22 protein-coding genes are annotated in these 22,555 nt (G+C 59.2%); all 22 read left to right on the plus strand.

Annotation, left to right across the window (positions count from 1 at the left end):
* Positions 1 to 10: 10 nt before the first annotated feature.
* The 22 genes from SJQ66_RS05020 (at position 11) to SJQ66_RS05125 (ending at position 22,273) form a co-directional block, all read left to right on the plus strand.
* Positions 11 to 349, plus strand: coding sequence for a hypothetical protein (locus SJQ66_RS05020; protein WP_320533843.1), 339 nt, complete (start codon positions 11 to 13; stop codon positions 347 to 349).
* Entirely contained in the window at positions 346 to 783 is a 438-nt protein-coding gene (locus tag SJQ66_RS05025; protein ID WP_320533844.1) for a VirB3 family type IV secretion system protein, read from the plus strand. Before SJQ66_RS05020 ends, SJQ66_RS05025 begins: the two co-directional genes overlap by 4 nt.
* Entirely contained in the window at positions 776 to 3,217 is a 2,442-nt protein-coding gene (locus SJQ66_RS05030) for a VirB4 family type IV secretion/conjugal transfer ATPase (protein ID WP_320533845.1), read from the plus strand. Before SJQ66_RS05025 ends, SJQ66_RS05030 begins: the two co-directional genes overlap by 8 nt.
* On the plus strand, positions 3,174 to 3,464 hold the full coding sequence (locus tag SJQ66_RS05035) for a hypothetical protein (protein WP_320533846.1): 291 nt from the start codon (positions 3,174 to 3,176) through the stop codon (positions 3,462 to 3,464). Before SJQ66_RS05030 ends, SJQ66_RS05035 begins: the two co-directional genes overlap by 44 nt.
* A gap of 28 nt (positions 3,465 to 3,492) precedes the next feature.
* Positions 3,493 to 4,137 carry a TrbJ/VirB5 family protein gene (locus tag SJQ66_RS05040; protein WP_320533847.1) on the plus strand — a complete coding sequence of 215 codons (645 nt, stop codon included), beginning with the start codon at positions 3,493 to 3,495 and terminating at the stop codon, positions 4,135 to 4,137.
* 17 nt (positions 4,138 to 4,154) lie between these two features.
* Entirely contained in the window at positions 4,155 to 5,081 is a 927-nt protein-coding gene (locus SJQ66_RS05045) for a TrbL/VirB6 family protein (protein ID WP_320533848.1), read from the plus strand.
* A gap of 2 nt (positions 5,082 to 5,083) precedes the next feature.
* Positions 5,084 to 5,464 carry a hypothetical protein gene (locus SJQ66_RS05050; protein WP_244141727.1) on the plus strand — a complete coding sequence of 127 codons (381 nt, stop codon included), beginning with the start codon at positions 5,084 to 5,086 and terminating at the stop codon, positions 5,462 to 5,464.
* 200 nt (positions 5,465 to 5,664) lie between these two features.
* Positions 5,665 to 6,519 carry a VirB8 family type IV secretion system protein gene (locus tag SJQ66_RS05055; RefSeq protein ID WP_320533849.1) on the plus strand — a complete coding sequence of 285 codons (855 nt, stop codon included), beginning with the start codon at positions 5,665 to 5,667 and terminating at the stop codon, positions 6,517 to 6,519.
* The gene (locus SJQ66_RS05060; protein WP_320533850.1) at positions 6,516 to 7,355 is read left to right on the plus strand and encodes a TrbG/VirB9 family P-type conjugative transfer protein; all 840 of its coding nucleotides are present in this window, start codon (positions 6,516 to 6,518) and stop codon (positions 7,353 to 7,355) included. Before SJQ66_RS05055 ends, SJQ66_RS05060 begins: the two co-directional genes overlap by 4 nt.
* On the plus strand, positions 7,345 to 8,547 hold the full coding sequence (virB10, locus tag SJQ66_RS05065) for a type IV secretion system protein VirB10 (protein WP_320533851.1): 1,203 nt from the start codon (positions 7,345 to 7,347) through the stop codon (positions 8,545 to 8,547). Before SJQ66_RS05060 ends, virB10 begins: the two co-directional genes overlap by 11 nt.
* A gap of 10 nt (positions 8,548 to 8,557) precedes the next feature.
* The gene (locus SJQ66_RS05070) at positions 8,558 to 9,697 is read left to right on the plus strand and encodes an ATPase, T2SS/T4P/T4SS family (RefSeq protein ID WP_320533852.1); all 1,140 of its coding nucleotides are present in this window, start codon (positions 8,558 to 8,560) and stop codon (positions 9,695 to 9,697) included.
* Positions 9,694 to 10,383 carry a FadR/GntR family transcriptional regulator gene (locus SJQ66_RS05075; RefSeq protein ID WP_320533853.1) on the plus strand — a complete coding sequence of 230 codons (690 nt, stop codon included), beginning with the start codon at positions 9,694 to 9,696 and terminating at the stop codon, positions 10,381 to 10,383. The genes SJQ66_RS05070 and SJQ66_RS05075 overlap by 4 nt, the downstream gene beginning before the upstream one ends.
* Positions 10,380 to 12,680 (plus strand): type IV secretory system conjugative DNA transfer family protein, encoded by a 2,301-nt coding sequence (locus tag SJQ66_RS05080; protein ID WP_320533854.1) that lies wholly within the window; start codon positions 10,380 to 10,382, stop codon positions 12,678 to 12,680. Before SJQ66_RS05075 ends, SJQ66_RS05080 begins: the two co-directional genes overlap by 4 nt.
* Positions 12,673 to 15,111, plus strand: coding sequence for a DUF5710 domain-containing protein (locus tag SJQ66_RS05085; protein ID WP_320533855.1), 2,439 nt, complete (start codon positions 12,673 to 12,675; stop codon positions 15,109 to 15,111). Before SJQ66_RS05080 ends, SJQ66_RS05085 begins: the two co-directional genes overlap by 8 nt.
* Before the next feature lie 41 nt (positions 15,112 to 15,152).
* A complete protein-coding gene (gene stbB, locus SJQ66_RS05090; RefSeq protein ID WP_320533856.1) occupies positions 15,153 to 15,887 on the plus strand; it encodes a StbB family protein in 735 nt (244 codons plus the stop codon).
* Positions 15,884 to 16,384, plus strand: coding sequence for a hypothetical protein (locus tag SJQ66_RS05095; RefSeq protein WP_320533857.1), 501 nt, complete (start codon positions 15,884 to 15,886; stop codon positions 16,382 to 16,384). The genes stbB and SJQ66_RS05095 overlap by 4 nt, the downstream gene beginning before the upstream one ends.
* Positions 16,385 to 16,424: 40 nt before the next feature.
* Entirely contained in the window at positions 16,425 to 17,057 is a 633-nt protein-coding gene (locus SJQ66_RS05100) for a phospholipase D family nuclease (protein WP_320533858.1), read from the plus strand.
* Positions 17,058 to 17,117: 60 nt separating this feature from the next.
* Positions 17,118 to 17,486, plus strand: coding sequence for a hypothetical protein (locus tag SJQ66_RS05105; protein ID WP_320533859.1), 369 nt, complete (start codon positions 17,118 to 17,120; stop codon positions 17,484 to 17,486).
* Between the two features lie 44 nt (positions 17,487 to 17,530).
* Positions 17,531 to 17,845 (plus strand): TrbM/KikA/MpfK family conjugal transfer protein, encoded by a 315-nt coding sequence (locus tag SJQ66_RS05110; protein ID WP_320533860.1) that lies wholly within the window; start codon positions 17,531 to 17,533, stop codon positions 17,843 to 17,845.
* 9 nt (positions 17,846 to 17,854) lie between these two features.
* Positions 17,855 to 18,256, plus strand: coding sequence for a plasmid mobilization protein (locus SJQ66_RS05115; RefSeq protein WP_320533861.1), 402 nt, complete (start codon positions 17,855 to 17,857; stop codon positions 18,254 to 18,256).
* Positions 18,246 to 21,524 carry an LPD7 domain-containing protein gene (locus tag SJQ66_RS05120; protein ID WP_320533862.1) on the plus strand — a complete coding sequence of 1,093 codons (3,279 nt, stop codon included), beginning with the start codon at positions 18,246 to 18,248 and terminating at the stop codon, positions 21,522 to 21,524. The genes SJQ66_RS05115 and SJQ66_RS05120 overlap by 11 nt, the downstream gene beginning before the upstream one ends.
* Positions 21,521 to 22,273 carry a hypothetical protein gene (locus tag SJQ66_RS05125; protein WP_320533863.1) on the plus strand — a complete coding sequence of 251 codons (753 nt, stop codon included), beginning with the start codon at positions 21,521 to 21,523 and terminating at the stop codon, positions 22,271 to 22,273. The genes SJQ66_RS05120 and SJQ66_RS05125 overlap by 4 nt, the downstream gene beginning before the upstream one ends.
* Positions 22,274 to 22,555: the final 282 nt, after the last annotated feature.

Here is a 22,555-nt window from a genome sequence, read left to right on the forward strand (position 1 = left end):
GGAGTGCAAGATGCGCAGTATGTCTATTAACGACCGTTTAATTCGTATAGCCGGTTCACTACGCGTGAACATGTGGCGCGTGGGGGTCCTTGCCATCCTCTCGGTATTGGCCGGGCCAAGTTGGGCGGGTGGTGGGCTCACTGCCGGTACCCAAGCAGTGAGTAATTTCACGCTATGGTTCTATGGGTTCGTCGGCGTTCTAGCGGGTTCATACCTACTGTGGGTGGGCATTCAGTGCTGGTCCAACAAGGCAGACTGGATTCATGACTTCGGCGGTGCTATCGCGAAGACGGCGGCGGTGGGCGGTTCGCTTGTCCTTGCCGGCTGGGCGTTTGGACTGTTCGCATGATGACCGTTGAGGAGGAGCGCATCCTGCATCCGTCGTACGCCGGGCTCAATCGTGCGGCGATGATCGGTGGCGTGCCGATGTTCGCGGCACTGATCATCGCCTGCACATCCTTGATCAGTAGTTTGATTGGTGGCTTCGCGCTTGGGCCGGGCGGGCTTTTGATCGGCTCGGCGGGCGTGCCGGTATTCATGTTCTTTCGTTCAGTCTGTCTCACCGACGATCGGGCGCTCCATTTGATGTGGCTGGAATTTTGCTGCTGGATCAATCGCCGACGTGTTTCTGTTTTCGGCAAGACCTACACGCTCGCACCAATGCGCTATGGACGTGACCTCGACTTGTATACCCGTTCGTTTTCGGGGGGAAGAGATCTCGTGCGATTCGAAATACTTCGTCAAAGCTTGCTGTCGCCAAACTTGGAGAATATCGATGAATGATAGTTTGACCCGGCTTGTCTCGGCAGTCGAAGATCATTTGCCTAAGATTGGCCGGCCCGTTTCTGAAACGGCGACGAGCCTGGATTCGGGTGGTGCCTTCATCGTGATCCGCGTGAACGGCGTGCCGTTTGAATCGGTGAGCCGTGCAGAGATAGAGGCGCGATACGATGGTTGGAATCGCCAGCTTGCCGCCATGACCTTGGAAAAGGGCAATCGTCTCGCATTGTGGATGACGTTTCGCCGTCGGCGCATCTCCTTCGGCGACGAATACCGCTTCACTAGCCCTTTCATTCAGCGCACGGTTGACAAATACCTTGAGCGTTTTCGCAAACACGACCATTTCGAGAATAGCTTTTATATCACCGCGATCCTCACCGGTGACGATCTGGACGAGACCTTGCGTGAGCTTGAGGAGTTGGGCGAGGGCTTAACCAAGGCCCTTGTCGCCTATGATCCGCAACTGCTGCAAGCATATGGACACAATGGTGTCGTGTTTTCGGAGGCGTACCAATTCATCGGTGAGCTGCTTAATGGGATCGATGAGCGCGTGCCCGTCACGCAGGCGACCGGCCGCGACCTGATTCCGACCGCCCACCTGCATTTCCACTATGACACCGTCGAATTGCGCACCGACACGTCGACGCGATTTGCCGTCTGTTATGACCTCAAGGACTTTCCGAATGCGGGATGGGGGCAGACGAACCCGCTGCTCACGCTGCCTGTCGAATTCACCTTCACGCAAAGTTTTGGCTGCTTGAGCACGGCGCAGGCGATGAAGACGATTGAAGATCAAATCAATCACCTGAAATCGGTCGGCGACAAGGCGCACCATCAGATCAAGGAGCTGAATCAGGCCGTGGCGCTCATCGCCGGTCGCGATCTGGCGTTTGGCGACTATCACGGCGCATTGGTTGTGTATGGCGAAACCGCCGCGAAGGCGATAAGCAATGGTGCGTACGTTACGAGCCGCGCGTTAAATGACTGTGGTTTCAAGTTCGTCAAGGCAACCGCATCGGCACCCTATACCTATTTGAGTCAGGTACCGGGTTTCCGCAAAAAGCCGCGTCCGATGCCGAAGTCGACCCGCAACCTCGCCTCGTCGTTCTCGATGCACACGTATTCGGCGGGCAAGGCTCGGGGTAATCCACTGGGTGACGGTTCCGCGCTGATGCCGGTGCATACGGTAGCAAAAAGCCTGTTTAGTTTGAATTGCCACGCCTCTCGCCTCGATGAGAATAGCGTGGGTGAGAAGGTCGCGGGCCACCTCTTGCTCTTGGGTGCGACCGGCACGGGTAAAACCACCGTTGAGACCATGCTGCTCACCTTTCTGGAACGGTTCGATCCAAAGATATTCGCCTTGGATCTGGATCAAGGTCTCAGAATCTTCCTTGAGGAAATCGGGGCTGAATATTACACGCTGCGTGAAGGGGAGCCGACGGGTCTTGCACCGTTCGCGCTGCCGTACACCAAACGTCACCTCGCGCACCTGTATGACTTAGTCGGTGCCTGTTGCCGAGACGAGAACGGCAAGCTCAGTGCCGAGGATCAACGCCATATCAAGCACGCGGTAGACACCGTAATGAAGCTCGAAAATATCGAGCACCGTACGTTCAGCCGTCTGCTGGAATCCATCCCGGATACGGGTGAGCACAATAGCCTGTGGCTGCGCTTGAGTCAGTGGTGCGGGGCGACGGACGGTCGTTTTGCATGGGCCTTGGACAATGTGCCCCGGGCGTTGACGAATATTGCCGAGGTCCGTCGTATTGGCTTCGATGTAAGCGACTTTTTGAAAAAGGATTATCCGGCAACGGAGCCGGTGCTTGCGCATTTGCTCTACCTCAAGGAGCAGATGCAAAGAAAGGGCGGCTTGCTTGCCACGGTGATAGCGGAATTCTGGCTTCCGGCGAGCTATCCGAGCACACAGGCCTTGATTCGCAAGTCGCTCAAGACTGGCCGCAAGGCAGACGAGTTTCTGATACTGGATTCGCAATCACCAGAGGATGCGATTCAATGCCCGGTCTTTGCGGAAATACGTGATCTCACCGCGACGAAATGCTATTTGCCGAATCCGGAGGCCAAACGGGAAAGCGCCAAGCTTCTGAACATGACCGACCGCGAGTTTGATGCGTATAAGCAGCTTCCGAAGGAAGCGCGGACGTTTTTAATCAAGCAAAGCAATCAGTCGGCGTTTGTCACGCTCGACCTGGGCGGCATGGACGACGAGATCGCGGTGCTCTCCAGCAGCTTGGATAACGTCGCGATTTGGGAGGCCTGTACGCGGGAGGCACATGGTGACACGGACCTGCGCATGCAATTGTTCCAAGCGCGTCGTAAAGGCAAGCGCGGCGCTAAAGGACGGGCCGCGGCAGATCGTTCCATGGAGCAAACCGATGAAAGCAGTCAGGCAGAGCACGACGATGATGCGCATGTTTAAAGTCACGGCAATCGCCGCATTGCTCATTGTAGGAACTTCGGCACATGCGCAGGAGGGCGTTGATAGCGCTGCTCTCGCGAAGCAGGCGCAGGCGGGTGTGCTCACACAACCCGACGCGTACCATTGCACGCCACGCCCGGACAACGACATCAACCAACGAATGCTCGTGCAGTTGATTTCAATCGATACGACGCTCAAGCAGTTGCTTGAGCTTGAACAGCACCAATACATGACAACGCATCCTTGAAATAGATCTTTGAGAATTGGATAGGACGATGAAAACAATGCGAATCCTCGGCGCGGCCGCGTTAATGACATTGACCTGCACGTTGCCCATGGCCCATGCACAGGGCGTGCCGGTGCTTGATATTCAGGCAATTGCCCAAGCCATCGCAACGGTCAAACAGTTGCAGCAGGAATACGGGCTATTAACGAACCAGTACCAGTCGATGACTGGCAACCGGGGACTTGGCGAGATCTATAACGATGCGTCCTTGCGCAATTACCTGCCCGATCAGTGGCAGTCGGTGTACGACCAGGTCAAAAGCGGGCAATTGAACGGCATTAGCGGGCTGGCGAGCAGTATCGAAACCCAGGAGGGCATGACGGCGTACACCCCTGGCCAGCAGCGCTTGAACGATACGCTTGCGGCGAATAAGGCAATGACGATGCGTTCCTACCAGGCATCGATCGACAGGCTTAACAATATTCAGCAACTGATGCAGCAGACCAATATGACGCAGGACCCCGCTGCTAAAGCCGATCTGCAAAACCGATGGTCGGCAGAGGTGTCGTCGATCAACGCGGAGAAGACCCGCCTTGATTTGATGGTACGGCTCCAGGACGCGGAAAAGGAATTGGCACAGCAGGAAGCTCACCAGGATATGCAGCAGCGTTTGGATGGTGACGATACCAACTGATACGGGAGTAATGCATCATGGAATTACACGTTTTTTCTGACATGTTCAGCTGGTTCGATGAGACCGTCCTCAACACCATTAACACGGGTTCAGCCAAGATGATCTCGCTGATCAGTCCGTTGGTCGCGGCCTGCTTCAGTCTGTATGTGTTGCTCGTGCTGGTGTCGTATTGGCGTGGCCATAGCGACAGTCCGATCGTGGACTTTCTCCTGAAGATGGCAGGGTGGGCGGCGGTCCTGACCTTCGGGATGAACATCAGTTACTACAGCGAATACGTGGTCCCGTTCTTTAATGGCCTCGGCGACGACCTAAGCAGCGCCATCATGAACGGCGACAGTTTGAGCAACGGACTTGACTCCTTGTTGAACCTGTACATTTCAGCGATTACGAGTATGTACAAGGGTTTAACAGCCCTTCAGATCGGCTTGTTTGTCGAAGTCTCGGTACTGGCTGTGTGCGTCCTCTTGGTGGGATTGCCATTTCTGGCGATCGCGGCCGCCTTCATTATTCTTGCCAAGTTCGCCCTCGGACTGCTGCTGGCTTTGGGGCCCGCGTTTATCGTCACAGCGCTTTTCCCGGCGACTCGGCAGTACTTTCAGAATTGGGTGGGTCAGTGCCTGAACTACGGCATTCTCGTTGCCCTTTTCGGTGCGGCGGGTGCTTTGGAAGTCAGCTATATGACCTGGGTGCTTCCAACTAAGTTTGACGTGTCGGACGTGATCCTGACATACGCAACCGAAGGAAAAATTGTTAGCTGCGGGATTGTGTTCATCGTTATCTCGTTGAACCTGCCGTCCCTGGCATCGCAACTGGCAGGTGGAGTTGGTATCTCATCGATGGTGGGTCAGTTCAGCAACGCTGCCGGCGCGGCGATGCGGGCCATGCGCCTTTCTGGCGGCGGTGGAGGGTCAGGGGCGAGCAACAACGCGATGAAAGGTGCCTGACATTGATTATCTTCAAGGGGTATTACATGAGACTTATCGGATTAATTGCATCAGCCGCCTTGGTTTTTCTGACCGTCACGCTATCAGGGTGTGGTCACCACAACGGTAACGAATTCGTAGGTACCTGGAAGAATGTCGGAAAGAGTGGTTGGGATCAGATAAGTATCGAGAGAAATGGAGACGGAGACGATTTCTATCTTTCTCACAAAGCGCCCAATTTCGCGGCAGAGAGCGCGGCTGATAGCTGGCAAGTGGTTAAAGAGCCGGCGGTCGCACAAGATGGAAAACTGCTTGTGAGCGGTGATATTCCATACTTCATCACAATAGACAAAAGCACGGGTCATCTTGTCATGCCAGGCTACGAATTTGAACGAGTGAAGTAAATCGAATCGTGTTTGCCGGATGGTTCCGGCAAACCGCATGAATCGGGAGTGACCATGAGAATAATCGTCGTGCTTTGCAGCGTCGCGTTGCTCGGGGCGTGTTCGTCGGTGCCAAAGCCGACGCAGCCAAAAGGGCCGTGGATGCCGGTGAACCATGCGACACAGGAGGGTGTGCGATGAAATGGGTTCCAAGGAAATTGGTGGCAACAACGTCTGCGCCGGGCACCCTTGCGGCAAATGCTTACGCTACCGCGCTACGCGATGCCGCAGCCGCGCTTGCGGATGCCGATCCACGCGATATGGCTCGCATGTATTTCAAGCAAGCGCTCGTGTTTGAGCAATCTCGTCAGCAGTTGCAAGAGAATGCCAGGAAAATCGCATGGCGCGTGGCAGGCGGTGCGCTGTTTATCGCATTGGTTTCCATTATTGGCTCAGCAGCGTTAGTACAACTAAAGAGACCTTCTCCTCCGGTTATCATCAGAGACAACACCGCCACGGGTAATGTCGAGGTCATTGATGTCGCGCGCAGTGGCTCGGTCAGCTTTGGTGAACTGGAGGTGCGTGCTGCGCTTCGCCAGTACGTGGAGCTACGCGAGAGTTACGACTGGTACACGATACAAGATGCCTATGACACCGTGAGTCTGATGAATTCGGAACGCGAGCAAGGGCAATATGCATCGCTCTACGACCATAAGAATTCGCCGCAGAACATATTGACCGATAAATACCGTGTGATCGCACGCATTGGGGCGATTACTTTTATCGGATCGACGGCGCAGGTGTTTTTCTCCAAGACGATGGTGCCCCTGTCGTCGCAGGGTAGCGGTGCCGTTGTGGTACCGAAGACCGAATATTGGGTCGCGACCATCACTTATGAAATCGGCGAGCTGCCCACACGCAGCAACGACCAGACACGCAACCCGACGGGGTTTCGCGTGACGAGCTATTCGGTCGACCGCGACTGGACGCGCAGCACGACTGATAGCGTGGTACCGATGCCCTCGGCGGCAACGGCAGCGCAGTCCGCGCCCTCGGGCGGAGGTGCCAGGCCATGACGCTTTTTTCTCGTAAAAGGCAGGCGAGCGCGGTACTGATCGCCGCGCTGGCCGCAACGCCCATGAGCGTCTTTGCCGAAGTCGTGCCCGGCGCGTGCGGCAGTGACGCGCATATTGCCTGCGCGCTCTATGACCCGAATGAGACCTACCAAGTGGCGTATCGGGCCGGGGAGGCGACTGTCCTGATTTTTGAGAAAGGCGAAAAAATTGACGGCGGTGGCATGGGCGATGGCAAGGCGTGGTCTGCGGGTCCGGCGGGCAATGGCTTTTTCTTCAAGCCCAAGGCCGCCCATGCGGCAACCAATCTGATTTTACTGACGAATAGACGGCGCTATGTGCTCAAGCTCGTGCCTGTGGCACGGCACGAAGACGCGATTTGGTCATTGAGTTTCGCGTATCCGGACACGCAGGCAAAACAAAGTGCTGCGGCAGCCGTGCGCTCGGCCGAAGCACGCGCACTGCTGGCGCAGACGGTTGACACGCGTGGTACGGGCAACGCCGACTACGACATGCACGGCGACACGGCGTTGGCGCCCACGGCCTTGTGGGATGACGGGCGTTTTACCTACTTCGAGTTTCGCACCAACCGCGACCTGCCTCAGATCTACCGCGTGTATGGGGATAACAAGGAAGCGTTGGTCAATCCCGATGATGTACGCGGCCCTGTGCTCGTCGTGCATGACACGGCGCAGCGTTTCAATCTACGCCTGGGGGACGCCGTGCTCGGTATCCGTAATAACGCATACCGGCCCGATGGGCAGCTCGACCCCGCGGGTACGACGGTTCCCGGCACGGTGCGTCTGGTGAAGCACAAGGAGGCCGGCGATGATCAATGAGAACAATACGACACCTTCTTCTGTACCGGCGTCGCCCGAGGCTAGCTTGGGTGAGAGAGGTGTGCCGGGTATCACGCGCACGAAGCGCAAGAGCCCACTGCGGATGTTGCCGGTCGTGATCGGGCTTGTGTTGGTGTTGCTGTTTGGCGCGATTGCAGTGGGTCTCGCGATCAAGCGCTGGAGCGCGCAGCAGCATGCGCAAACCCTCGCGGCACGAGTGGATGCGGCGAAGGACAAGCCATCGGATGCGCATCACGACTTCGGCCGGGATCAGGCGAAAATCGAAAGGCAGCGCGCCGCCGACGCGGCCATGGCCTCGGAGGTCGCGGCGGCCAACGCGGCGCTGCCTAAACCAGCGCATGCGGATGGCGCCACCGCATCGAATGTGAGCGGCGCTGCGGTAGCCAATGCCGCGAGCGCGGTGCAAACACCGCAGGAGCGCAAGCTTGATGGCGACGTGTTACTGAGCTTCAACGACCAGACGCCGCGCTCGTCGGGGCCAGGTGCCGCGTCTGCCATCGGCACTGCGCGTGGTGAATTTGCGAAAGATGGCCTGGACGGCAAGTTGCAGCCCTCGAAGCTGGAGAGCGTCAAGGCCGAGTTGATGCCCTCGCGCGACTTCCTGTTGATTGCTGGGACGACGATTCCTTGCGTGCAGGGTGCGGAGATCGTCACAGACTATCCCGGCATGACCACCTGCCATGTGGCCAAGGATGTCTATTCGGCAAACGGCAAGGTGCTGCTCGTTGAACGTGGCTCCGAGGTGGTGGGCGAACAGCGGCAGGCACTGATGCAAGGGCAGGCCCGCATCTTCGTGATCTGGACGCGGCTCACCACCCCGGCGGGGGTGAAGGTTCAACTGGATTCGCCCGCCGCCGATGCGCTTGGCGGCAGTGGTTTGCCCGCGTATGTGGATACCCATTTCTGGACACGGTTCGGCGGGGCGATGATGGTCAGCCTTATCAGCGATGCAGGTCAGGCGCTGTCGAGCATTGCGGCGAACGCGGGAACCAGTAGCAATGGCGTGCAATTCAACAACACGACGAATTCGGCCGGGCAGGTTGCCTCCGAGACGCTGCGTAACACGATCAACGTACCGCCGACGGCGTATTCGAAATACGGCTCGATGACGACGATTTTCGTTGCGCGAGATGTCGATTTCTCCGATGTCTACGAGCTTGCGAAACCGTAGGAGTAAACACATGGCATACGACGACAGTGTGACGGTGCGCAGCCACCTCAAAACGCTTGGTATCGCTGCACTGCTGGCAACACCTGGGGTGACCGAGTTCGCGATTAATCGCCCCCATGAAGGCTGGACGGAGACGAGTGAGGGCTGGCAACGGCACGACTTACCGAACGCCTCGCTCGAAGCGCTCAACCAGTTCGCACCGGCCCTCGCTATCTACAACAAGGCTAAACCGCCACTGTCGGCGTCGGAACCGGAAAAGCCAGTGCGGCTGCCCGATGGTGAGCGCGGGCAAATCGTCATTGCGCCGGCGTGCGAGCCTGGAACGGTCTCGCTCACGATACGCGTGCCGAGCGCCACGCGCTTCTCGGTCAATGAGTGGGCGCAGGCGGGCAAGTTTGATCGGTTCCGGGATGTGGTTCGTGAAGGCACCGCGGCACGCATGACGCAAGATGTCATTGAGGCGGCGGCTTCACGCGCAGGCACCCAAGGGCTCGATGTGAGCCGTGCCACCCCGGTTTTTAACCCCGCTCGTGCGTTGGGTGCCGGTGGTCTTTCGCGCGATCAGCAAGACATGCTCGACGCGCTACGTCAACGCGACGTGGTGCGTTTCTTGACGCTTGCCATATTGAACCGGTTGAACATCGTGCTCGTTGGCGGCACCGGATCGGGTAAGACGACCTTGATGAAGGCGCTGGCCGACTTGATTCCGATCATCCCTCGCGAGGCGCGCATCGCGACGATCGAGGACACCCACGAATTGCCCCTGCCGCTGCATCGCAATCACGTTCATTTGTTCTATAGCGAGGCGATTCCCGCACGACGCATCGTCAAGGCGACGTTACGCATGAAGTTCGATCGGGTGTTACTGGCCGAATTGCGGGGGGATGAGACCTGGGACTATCTCACGCTGCTCAATACTGGCCATGACGGCGGATTGACGACGGTGCACGCCAACGATTCGATCGCAGCGCTTTCGCGCATCGCGACGTTGGTGAAACAAAGCCCCGTGGGGCAGACGCTGTCACTGGACTATTTGATGCGCGAGATTCGCACGACGCTCGACGTCGTGCTCTTCCTGGAAAACCGTGAGCTGACGGAAATCTACTTCGATCCAGTCACGAAAATGCAACTACTTAGAGGAGAAGCATGAGTTACAGCAAGGGTTCATCTGATGAGAGGCGGGCCTGGTTGGCCGAGAAGATACTGCTGCTGTGCGATGCGACCCGGGCGTTACCCTCGCATGAGGCGATTGCCGGGAAGTTGGGCGTGAGCGGGACGCGACTTCACGAAGCAATGAGCCGATTGCTGGCGTGCGGGGCAATCAAGGTGCGCACACGGTTGGGTATGCGTGTCCTTCAAGAAGATCAATGGCAAATTGTTGATGGCGATGTGGTGCGCTGGCGTCTCTCGTTCGACACGGACGGTGCTTTCAGGGCCGCTATTGTGGCCTTGCGTCGCGCCTTCGAACCGATCGCCGCCGGCGATGCGGCGCAGGGCGCGACTGCCGAGGAGCGCGCTCGGGTTATCTCAGCGTGCGCGAATCGGATGCACGCCAAGACACTTGGCGCGTATGTGCAAGCGCACGTCGAACTCCATGCCGCCGTTATGGCGGCGAGCCCCAACCGGATCATGCGGCAAATGGCCTGCCTGGTCAGTCCTTTGTATCACTCGACAGCGGCGGACAATACCGTGCCCATACGGGTGGAGGGTGACTGGCCCGCGCTGGCCATGCTGACCTTGGCAATGCGGGATCGCGATCCGATCGCCGCACGCGAGGCCATGGAGCAGATCAACACGTTTGATTTGCCGCATATACCGAGCAAGAGATGCGTATGAAAAAGCGCATCCTCCTGGACATATTACTCGCAGCGCTTGCGGGTGCAGTGCTCTTTCTTGGTGCGCGGCCATTGCACCTTGAAGGCCTCGTAACGGATGCCGTTGAACGGGCCTTGCTGATCGGGGCCTTGTGCGGTACATGTGTTGTGTGGGGAATCTGCGCGAGTGCGGTCCTGCTAAAGCGCGCCACGATGCTTGATCGGGTTGTCGCCGGCGGGCTGGTCGCGCTGTTGGCGATAACGGCACTGGTTGTGGCCGGCCAATTCGCGGGCGCTGCGCTCTTCGCCAAATTAGAAAAACTCCCCGATTCGGTGATTGGCTTGTGGACGCTTCGCGATTATTGGCAAGCGTTCGGCGATGAGAAGGCGGTCAAGCGCTCCTTGTTTATCGCGAGCGTGGTGTCGGCTGCGATACCGTTGCTGCCGATCGTGGCGGTGGCCGCCGCGCTGGTCGCCAAGCCTAAGCGCGAACTACACGGCGATGCACGCTTTGCGCGGGCGCACGAGATTCGGCGTTACGGTTTGATGGACGAGGCGAATGGGCGTACGCGGGGCAAGGAGGGCGCGCGCGACCCTTCCATCATCGTCGGACGGTACAAGGGCAAGTATTTGACGTTTCGCGGCACGCAGTTCGTGATGGTGGCTGCCCGGACGCGTTCCTTCAAGGGCGTGGCCATCGTCATTCCGAATCTGCTTACGTTTTCGGATTCGGTCGTGGTGCTCGATGTCAAAGGCGAGAACTTCGATCTGACATCGCGGTATCGGCAGGCTTGCGGCCAAAAGGTGTTTCGCTGGGCGCCGTTCGATGAAGGGGGTTATACCCACCGGTGGAATCCGCTGTTCAAGATTGCCAGAAGCCCCGCCTTCGTGCGCGTGGGTCGCTTGCAAAGGATCGCCGCGCGCCTGTATCACACGAGTGATGCGCGCAATAAATTCTTTTACGAGCAGGCAAGCGACCTGTTCTTGGGTTTGGCCCTCTATTTAATGGAAATGACAGCCGATTGCACGTTCGGGCAAGTGTTGCGGCTTGCGACCAAGCCCGACAAGACGGTCCGGGAACACCTCTCAGAGCTGATGCAGCACGAGACCAAAGAGGGCGAGCCGCTTTCGGGTGACTGCCTGGGCGCGCTCTCCCGGGTGCTGGCCTCCCCCGATGAAACGATGCTCAATATCGTCTCGACCTTCAATTCAGGGCTGCGTCTGTTCAGTAATGCGATTGTGGACCAAGCCACGAGCGCATGCGATTTCGATCTAGATCGGGTGCGGCGTGAACCGATATCCATCTATGTGGTCCTGCCGGTGCGTGACCTGTCAGTCGCCAGCTTGCTTGCCAACCTGTTTTTTACGCAATGCATCGAAGACAACCTCGATGTGCTACCTGGCGAGGACCCGACAATTGGGTATCAGTGTTTGCTGGTCCTCGATGAGTTCCCCGCGATTGGGCGCATTGACGTCATCGATAAGGGTAACGCGTTCATCGCGGGCTACTGGATACGTCTTTTGACGATCCTGCAATCGAAGACGCAGACTGAGCCAAACGAATTGTATGGCGTGGCCGGCACTCGTACGCTCTTCACCAACCACGCGGTGCTCGTCGCTTACGCGCCTGGCAATCAGCAGGATGCGAAGGAATTATCCGAAACACTCGGTACATTCACGCAAAAAGCGACCTCGACCAGTCGCAGTCGCGGGCGCAACACCTCCACGGGAACGAATACGTCGGACCAGGGACGCGCCTTGATGTTGGATCAGGAGCTCAAGCGCATGGAGCCCTATCAGGAGATCGTGCTGGGTTTCCAACGCCCCATCCTGTGCGAGAAGGCCACGTATTTCGAGGATGCGCTTTTCATCGACCGCATGCGTGCGGTGAGTCCGACGCTTGCGGCGGTAGCCGATGACTTGCCGTGCGAGGACGACATCAAGGCCGCCTGGCAAGCGGGTGAACTGCGTGCCACCGGTATTCCAATCAACAACCCACGGCAATATCACGCCGCGCTGTCCGCCAAGGCGGCAGGAGAGATTCGCCTAGCGCGCCAAGCCGGTGCAAAGGCGCTCACAGCGGCCGAGCTATTGGCGCTGGATCAACGCGAGCCCGGACCCGTCGCCACGAACGTGGCGCTCACCGGATTTGCTGATGACCTGGTCGAACTGGGTCTGGTGATGCGCGATGACGTACGCGCACTGTTGGCCGGCATCCGACTGGATATCGGTGCTGCGCATGGCGTGGGTCTCGATTCCCTGAGTGAACCGGTCAACGTGCCGGCGGATTACGACATGACGGAGGCAGCGAATGGCTGATGCAAATAAGCCCAAAGGCGAGCGGACGTATCTTGATGTGCCGTTCAAGGAAAAGCAGAGCGCGCGGGAACTGGGGGCGAAGTTCGATCGCCGCGAGAAGAAATGGTATGTGCCAGCGGGAAGCGACCTGAGTCTGTTCGCGCGCTGGATGCCATCAGGTCCGAAGGAGCGGCCACTGAGCGAGGGGCAATCCGATGACTTCGAATCGGATATCGAGCGCGAGGCACAGCGTCTTAGCGGCTTGACGGATCAGCCCATCGACGAGTCACGCCAGTTTGTGCGCGAAGCGTTGCGTCTCGCGGAGGAAAAAGCGGCGCTGGCCGCGCGAGACCGCGTCCAGGAGCAGGGCGGATCGGCATTCGAGAGTATCGATGCGATACGGGGTGCGATCATCGAGGCGCGGCGTGCGTATTTTGCCCAGCGGCAGCATCTATACGAGCAAGGTAACGCCGAAGCCGAGCCGCGTGCCCTGCCTAAAGCGGATGCGCGGGCTGTGCTGGACGATGTAACGCTGGGCCGCCGCTACCGCGACATGATTCAGTCGATCGCCACGTCTTCGACGCTACGCGGCGCGGAGGTCACGGCGACGCTGGCGTTGGAAGAGCGTTTGGAGACCATTCATCGCGAGGCGTGGCGCAAGTCGGGCTCGCCCGAGAACGGTGAGCGTGCGATAGGACAGCGCATCCGAGCTGGCAGCGACTTCGCGGCGCAGGCGCTGCCGCCGCGCGCGGCACGGGCATTGAACGCCCTTCGGCAAGAGGCGGGACTGAGCCCTATCGGCATCGAGGCAGACCAAGCGGTCGATGACCGGGATTTGCGGCAGGTGCCGGAATCGCTCGCACCGTCTGACCAGGCCGATGCGCCACCGATGTCCGACATTGCCGGGCCTTCGAAGAGCGAGACGGCCAACACGCCATCCGCGCCGCAAGAGCAAAACCAAGAGCAAAACCAGCAAGAGCAAAACCATTCCGAGGGCCGAGCGGCGGCCAACGATGCAACCGCGCCGCTCGTCTCACCCGCGCCCGCGAGCAACGAGCCGGATGCAAAAAATCCGGCCAACGACGCGGCCCCGCCCGTGCTGGACACGGTGTCCGAATCGGATCTCAACCGCGTTCGCAAGGTCCGCGAGGCCGATCGTGTCGCTGCGCAAACCCTGCTGCGCGAGCGCGGCCAAGCGCTGCCGCGGCCCGAAGACGCATCGCCCGAGGTGGGTGCGCCGCCTGATGAGCGCGGTACAGACATCGAGGACAACCAGATCGACATCGATGCGGCCGTGCGCAAACCGATCACGACGAGTGACGGCTATACGGTCCCCGCGCATATCGCATCGCGCTACATGATCAAGGAGGGGCGATATTGGCGACTTGATTCGATGCAGCCAGGTGCGCAACCCACACCTGCGACCAAGCCCCATTTTGAGGATGTGGGTAAGCGCTTAATTACCCAGCAAAACGATCGCGGCACGATCGCGGACATGCTGGCCGTGATGAAGGCCAAGAACATCGACGCGATCACGGTCAAGGGCAGTGAGACGTTTCGGCGTAACGCCTGGCTTGAAGCGGCGCTCGATGGGGGCATTGAGGTCAAGAATTTCACGCCCAAGGAATCCGATCTTGCCTTGCTGGAAGCGGCTAAGCGCGAGCGCGATGCGCTGACGATCAAAGCCGGTAGTGCTCCTGCTCCCGTCGTTGATCCTAAGCCAGATTCGGTAAAACGGGATGTACCGCGAGCCGGTACAGCGCCAGCGGCCACGCCGGTGCAGGCCGCCAGGCAATCGGCGATTGACGAACCGGTACCCGGCGTTGCCGCGAAGCCCGCCGATACGCTTAACGGGGTATTGCTCGCGCATGGCGCCGCGCGCTTCCAGCATCAACCCGATGCGTCGTATTCGTACTTCGTGCAGTACCGCGATGCCACAGGGCATGAGCAGACCGTGTGGGGCGTGGACCTCAAAAGAGCGATGCAGGCCAGCGAAGCGAAACCGGGCGACACGATCTCACTGAAAAATATAGGCGAGACGCCGGTGACCGTACAGGAGCCGGTGCGCGATGCGGCGGGTCGAGTGACGGGAATGCAAGACAAGGAGGTGCTTCGCAATACCTGGGAAGTCACACGCGAGGCCGCGCCGCAACCGGCTACGCAAGCGCCACCCGTGACGGTGGCGCAGATCCGCGAACGGTTAATCGAGGCCATGGAAGGCATGCCATTGCGCGCGCGTAACGAGGTGCTAAACCGCTTCGATGCGCGAATGAAGGCGGGTGTCGAGGTCGAAGGAATGATGAATCAAGGTGGGTTGAACTGGGAGGCGGCGGTGTCCGAACTCGATAAACGCCACGCCGCGTTGCGGGACGGTTGGAGCGCCCCGAAGGCCGCGCCTGTCGCACAGGCCTCGCCATCCCTCCAACCGGTTAGCAACAAGCCCGCTATGTAACGCAGGTCGCGATCTGTCTGTCTGGATAAAAGGAACGTGAAATGAGTATTGCCATTGTGAATTGCTCGGGCAACGTCGGTAAGACCACCGTGACGCGCGAGTTGCTTGCTCCCCGTCTTGCGCATATGAGCATGCGACAAGTCGAATCGATCAACACCGACGATTCGGCGGGAGCGCCGGTCGAGGTGATGATTGCCGCCCGCTTTGATGAGCTGCATGCCGATCTGATGCGCGGAACCGACTTCCTGGTCGACATCGGCGCCTCGAATGTGGAGGAATATTTAAATCGATTGGATGCGTCCGCTGGCTCACAAGAAGACTATACCTGCTTCGTCGTGCCGGTCGAGCCGGAAAGCAAGCAGATGAAGGACACAATCAAGACGATCAATCTTCTCGCTAGTCTTGGCGTGGAGTCAAATCGCATTCGCTTGCTATTGAATAAGGTCGAGTTGATCAAGAGTGAGGAGCGTGACGTGACGTTGCGTCGTTACTTTGGTCAGCTTTTCGAACTGCACAAGCGTGCGAAAACATTTACGTTAAACCTGGATGCCTTGGTGCCCAGGAGCGATGTGTTCGCGCTCGCCGCTGCCGCTGGGCGCACGATTCACGACATCGCGACCGATGGAATCGACTACAAGGCGCAGCTGCACGATGCGACAAGTGAAGCGGAGAAAGACAGGCTTGTGCGGTTAGTGGCGCTCAAGCGCAAGGCGCTATCGATCGAGCCATTGTTGGATCAGGCCTTTGATGCCTTGATGGACGGAGTGCGGCCGTGAACGAGCGCGCCCCTGACTCGGATAGTGCAGAGAAAGCATCGGTACGCCTGGGTAAGGTGCTCGCCACGATGCCCGCATCGAACGAATTAGCGGTGCTCGCCGAAATCCTGATCGAGCAGATGAAAGTGGTGGATGCGCAGCACCATGTCGCCATGCTCATGGACGCTACCGACCAACGGCTTACCGCAACAGTGCAGGCACTGCGCGAAGAAACCACGCAGTGGTCAAAGCTCGTTGGCCAAGCGCGGCAGAGCTTCGTTGGCGAACTCGCGGCGAAGGCTGCGGACCAGGCGCGCCAAGCCGCGACGGCGGAAGTGGCCGACGAACTGGCACGGCTGCGCCTGGCGCTAGAGCGGCGCGACCCGATCAAGATCCGCTGGCCAGGAACGGCGCCGCTCTCGCCGCGCTTTGCGAGCATCCCTGTCGCAATTGCCTTTTGCGCGGGCGCCGTCGCTTTATGGGGCGCGTTGCACCTCTCGCACCTGCTCGGGCTATAACGCGGTGCAAATCAATATCGAATGAGTATGGAGAGATAAGATGCTCGAACAACAGCCAAAGCATGAACGGGTGAGCCGGGCTCGGAACGCCCTTCGCTGGAGCGCAGTCACGGGTGCAAGCGCGGCGCTCCTGGCGATGATGGTTATCAAGTGGCCGACGCTTTCCCAACGCGCCGCGCGCTGGACGAGTACGGCGAGCAGTGTCTGCGAGCTGAAATCGGGATTCTCGCCAGAGGGCAGCGCCGCGGTGCTGGTTGACGACGTGATCGACCAGGCGCATTCACGTGTGCAATTGGCTGCCTACACCTTCACCTCGCCTGATGTGGTGCGCCGGCTCATCGCAGCAAAGGAACGTGGCGTCGATGTGGCGGTAATCGCGGATGCCACCGAAAACGAACCTGGCGCAAGGATGGGGCCGAGCGCATTGGCGCAACTCGTCGAAGCGGGCATTGCGGTTCGCACCATCTCTTCGTATGCAATACATCACGATAAATACATTATCGCCGACGGTGAAACCGTGCAAACGGGGTCATTCAATTACAGCTTGTCCGCGGCGAGGCGCAATAGTGAAAACGTCATCGTGATCGCCAGTTGCCCTGCGATCGGGCGCAGCTATGAAACGCACTGGCAAAGCAGGTGGGAGCAGGGCGTGCCCTACAAGCCCGTGCGTTAAGGGCGTATTCAGGTCCCCAAGAACGATACCCCATGAGCCCGTAACGGGAGGTGATAAGACATGTCAGAAGATAAGAAACCGGTTTATGTGGTGGCCGATGCCGATCCACTCGCGCGCTACCTTGCTCGATTCAACGCCACGGGAGACTTCGCGCTGGCCGTTCGGCGCTTGATGGCAGCGGGCGTCGCGGTCTATCGCGTGGGCGATGTTTATCAGGTAGATGATGACGGTCGACCATTAAGCCAAGCCGAACGCGCGCAGTGGTTTATTTCGATTACCAACGAGATCGACCAACTCATACCGGAAGACCTGCTACCGAGAGCTGATACCGAGCGCGAGGCATGGGAAATTGCGGTGAAGAAGATTTTATTCTTGTTCGATCCTGATGATGAAGCCTGGATCGGTAGGAAAGGCGCGGCAGACAGATAGATAGCGCGGCGGTCACGGTCTCTAGCAATCGGGAATGGGAAGCGATGAAAAAGTCAATGATCACAGCGGCGGCAGTGAGCGCGGCGCTCATAGCGAGCCTGGCACATGCGGACGACAACCAGGATGCGTGCGGCGCGGTGTTGTGCCTTGCGGGTTTGATGACGGGTAGCGATGGGGGGGAGTCGTGCAGAAAATACGATGCGGATTACTTCTCCATCGTGCGCTTTCATCATGGTCACTTCGATCTGAGCGGCACGGCTACTGCACGTGGCAACTTCTTGGACCAGTGTCAATCCGCGGGAAGCGATGTAAAAGGTGCCGTAAATTCGAAATACGGAACCGTCCAGCACGGACCTTGACGCTTTGCGATGAGCACCCACGATCGCAATACGAGCGCTGAGCCGACGCGCCGGGGCCGAAAAAAGCTTGCCGTGTCGCTTGGCAAGCCAATCAGCACGCGCTTGAATCATGAGCAATGGCGCACATTCAGCGAGAAGGTGAAGCACTCGGGTATGAGTTCTTCCGAGTTCTTGCGCGATTGCATTCTGACGAACCGCACCGAAGTGGTGGCGCGGCCGCCGGTCACGGCCGAGCGCCGCCGCATCATGTATGTGATCAATAAGACGGGCAACAACTTGAACCAACTCGCGCACGTGGCGAACACCGCGCGCTTGTCCGGCAAGCTTTCCGAAACGACTTTCGCGGCGGTGGCCGACGAGCTTGAAATGATCACGCAGTTGCTCAAGGCGCATTTGTATCGTGTTGATTAGGCCCTCCGGCCGTCATGACGGCGTCAAGCAGTACCTCGAGGACGGTCAGAAGATAGGTCGGTCGCTTAGCCGCGACGAGCTTGACGAGCGGGTGGTGCTCGCAGGTGACCTCGATCTGACCGACGCGGTGATTCAATCGATCGATGCGCCACCGCGCGTCTCGCGCTATCTGAGCATCACGCTCTCGTTCAAGGAGGATCACATCGATCGTCAAACGTTATTGCAAATTGCGCGTGATTTTGAGTCGTTCGCCATGCATGCGTATCGTTCGGACGAATATTGCTTCTACGCCGAGGCGCATTTGCCGCGTGTGAAGAGCTACATCGACCAGTCGAGCGGCGAGCTCGTGGAACGCAAGCCGCATATTCATATTGTTATACCGAAGACCAATCTTATTTCTGGACAGTCATTGCGGCCATTGGGTTTTGAAAAATACAACATCCAATACATCGACGCTTTCCAGGAGCACACGAATGCACAGTATGGGCTGGCCAGCCCAAAAGATAACCGCCGCACGGTGCTTAGCGATGCGTCGGAGATGATCAGCCGCTATCGCGGCGATCTGTTTCGCGCGAATGGTCGTGCCCTCAAAGAGCAAATCCTGGATGCGATGCTGGATCGCAATATCGTCAATTACGATGACTTCATGGGGCTGCTGGCCGAGCACGGTGCGGTGCGCATGCGTAACGCGGGGCACGAGGATGCCTATCCGAACGTCAAGCCCCACGATGCACCCAAAGGCACGAATCTGAAGGAATACGTCTTCACACCGGCTTTTATCGCATTGCCCACCCAGGAAAAGCTTCGCGCCTTATCCGCCGATGCAGCCGATCGGTACGAGGTGGGTGCCGCGCCGCGCGACACGCCGCAAGCGGCAACGGCGATACTCGATGAGTGGTACGCCACGCGTTCGCGCGAGGTCAAATATCTCAATAGCGGCAGCAGGCAGTATCAGCGTTACCAGGAATCTTCTCCTTACGACCGCGCGCTCATGCTCGCGGAACTTGAACGCGGTTTTTACGCACAACATGTAAAGGCATACCATGATGGATCAGACGACACCTTCTGGACAGTGGGATGGCGAGGCGCACGAGCCGATGACGGATTTGCACTCGATGCCGAGCCGTTCGATCCCGCAGATGGACGAGGCGAACGAGAGTTTGGCGTCGCAGGCCCCGGGTGGCACGACGGGTGGGAAAGGCGCGAAGAGCCCGAATGGCAAGACCAGCCAGCGCGCAGCGCCGATGGATACCTCGGTCTCGATGCACAGTTTGACGTTGTCGCAGGTGGGCCGCAGCCGTCGGCCGAGCCCTTCGACCTTATGCGAAACCTGCCCGGGAGCGCTCTGGACCGCCTCGGCGATCGATCTTCAGTGCTTCTGTCGCGTGATGCGGTTCACGAGCTGGAGCCAGAGTTCGCCGTACCCGAGGACAGCGTGCGATGGGGTGCAGATCGCGCTGGAGAGTTTGCAGCGCAACGAGTAGCGCCCCATAGTCCCGACGCGCTCCAAGCGTATCATCGTGCGCTTGAAGCGCGTTACGCCTTTGGAGATCCTTTTGTGGATCTACCAGCGATGCCGGCGGCGGATATGCCAGCAGCGGTGCCATTCCCGGATCACGAACAGACTGCGTATCTCGATCACTTCGAGGCCCGCGAGGCCGCCTTTGACTTTGGCGCGTGGTGGCCCGCTGCGCCACCTGATGACCAGCATAATCCCGCGTCGGACGCGGACGGCTCACGTCCATCATGGGTAGGCGATAACACTCGCCCCGAGGCGCTCCAAGCGTATCATCGTGCGCTTGAAGCGCGTTATGCCTTTGGAGATCCTTTCGTGGATCTACCGGCGATGCCGCCGGCGGATATGCCACCATCGGTGCCATTCCCGGATCACCAAGAGACTGGTTATCTCGATCACTTCGAGGCCCGCGAGGCCGCCTTTGATTTCGGCGCATGGCGCGCCCCTGCACCACCCGATGACCAGGGCCTTCCTGAGTCGACCCCGTATGGCTCGCGTCGATCACGAGAGGGCGACGATGCCTTTTTGCAGCACAGACGCACCGGCAGGGTATCGGACAACGTTGTGTCACAGCTCACCTACGATATTCGTGAGCGCAATCGCATCCGAGCGCAGAACAGCGAATTCACCGAGATACGGCGCACCCTAAGCGCGCAACGTGTGCTTGCAGAACTGTCTTATTCCCATGGCGTGCGTCCAGCCAAATATACCGTTGTCATGGGGCGCGACGGCAGTGAGCGCATTCGCGCTGGGCGGCGCGCGTTGAACGTCTCGGACTTTTTAACCAAGGAACTAAACCTTTCCTGGACCGATGCCGCGCCCATGCTGCGCGCGATGTACGCACGCCAACAGGCGGGGGAGCCGATTCCGGCGGTTCGCGAGTTGCCGCGCGCGGCGCTTTGGCGGCAATATGCACATTCACGTGAGGCGCATGTCACCGCCCGGCGCGAGGCGTGGCTGACGCAGCGAACCGACGAGCAGCAACGTCGCGCCGTGGTGCGTGGCCAGTTCGATGCCCAGCGCTTAGCCATCAAGCAAGACCCAAGCCTCACGCCGGCGGCAAGACGCGCGGCGCAGTCTCTCGCACGAGCCGATTATCTTGCCCGCAACGACGCGCTTGGCGAGGCCATCGCACAGGAGCGGGCCGCGCTCAAGGAACGGTTTCCCAGTGCGCAAGGGCCGAGCTTCGCGCAATTCTTACGCACCCGTGCCGATCAAGGCGATGAACAGGCACTCGGAGAGCTGCGCCGTACCACACCTGTGGTGCAACCGGAGGCCGATGCGGCTTTCAATGTGATTCGGGCCGATCAGGGTCACCCGCCCGAATACAACGCCATTATCTTCCGCGCTCCGGACCTTACCTGGTCAGTCGACGAGCGCGGCCACGTCACTTATTGCAAGGACGGTCTGGACGTCGTGCGCGATCGTGGTGCCGATGTCCAGGTTTTGCAAGTCAACCGCGGCGCGATCGAAGCCGGGCTGCGCCTGGCGCAGAGCAAGTTCGGCCACACGCTCGCGCTCTGCGGCAACGAGGCGTACCAACTGGCCGCTGCCCAAGTCGCGGTCGAAGCGGGCCTGCGAGTGCGGTTCAGCGATACACGATTAAATCAGGCGATGGACCAACATCGCAGCGCGCGCATCGAGCGTCATGTGCAAGACGTGCTCGGGACACCCGGACAAAGCGGACAGCGCACCGTGCAGCAAAGCCACGATCGGCCGATGCCGTTCGATGACACGAAACCAGCCCTATGACCCCGCGTAGCCCATACGCGGATGGCCGCCCACGGATTCTGACGGAACTCAGGGAGCGCCTGCAGGCGTATCTTGACCAGCCCAATCGTCACCTGCCCACGCTCAATGCAGCAAACGGCAGTGTCCGGCAACAACGTGTTGAGCGCCGTATCGCCTGCGTGCAAATGCTGCGCGCGATGCTCAAATACCTCGACTTGGCCAGCTTACGCATCGGCATCCCGCTGCATGAGGGGCGCTTCATGAGCTTGACAGTTCCGTTCTTGGCCAAACACGCGGGCCTGTCCCTTCGGCGTGCCGAACGGGCGATGCGAGACTTGTTGCGCGCGGGGCTGATCACCTCGCAGCAGCGCGTAGAGCATGGCCAGGACGGTGGATACCGTAGCCTGCCCGCCCTTCGTCAAATGCCCCCGGCGCTCTTTGCGGCCTTCGGTCTGGCGAAGTGGTTACGCCACGAACGCGGCAAAGCCGTTTTGCGCCGTTATCGGGCCGTCGCGCGCCAGGCCAAGGTACGACGCCAGCAAGCTACTGACAGCCGTGCAGCGGCGCGTTCCGCGCTGCCGCTGGCCGTCGCAGCACTGGGGCTCAAGCGTGCTTCCAAGGCCAAGGAGAGGCACGACCCAAGGCAAGATCATGGCGAAGCTGTCGCGCGGCGCGTCGGCTTGTTAAAACTGCGCCATCCGGAGTGGGACCGCGAGCGCTGTTACCAAGTCGCCTACGATGAAATCGGCCAGGGTGAACAGCTATGGTAATGGTGTACCTCTGCTGCGGACTACCCATCTAACAATCTAACGACCGCTCGTCCTCGTCCTCGCCCACACACGGCTTCGCGTTTCACATTGCGTGCCTGATGCCTATCGTTTGGCATCGCGTCACCTCCTGATCCCACTTATCCACAAAACCACCTCGCTCACGGCGAGGTTTGCGCGTGCGCCAATCTTTAGGTGTCGGTATGCCTGGCCGTTATGTGGCGGATGTTAATCAGGGCGTTTTTATCAGTACGCACGGAGGTAAGCAATCCGGTGCCAACGCGA

The organism is Robbsia andropogonis, assembly GCF_034047095.1.
Classification (GTDB): domain Bacteria; phylum Pseudomonadota; class Gammaproteobacteria; order Burkholderiales; family Burkholderiaceae; genus Robbsia; species Robbsia andropogonis.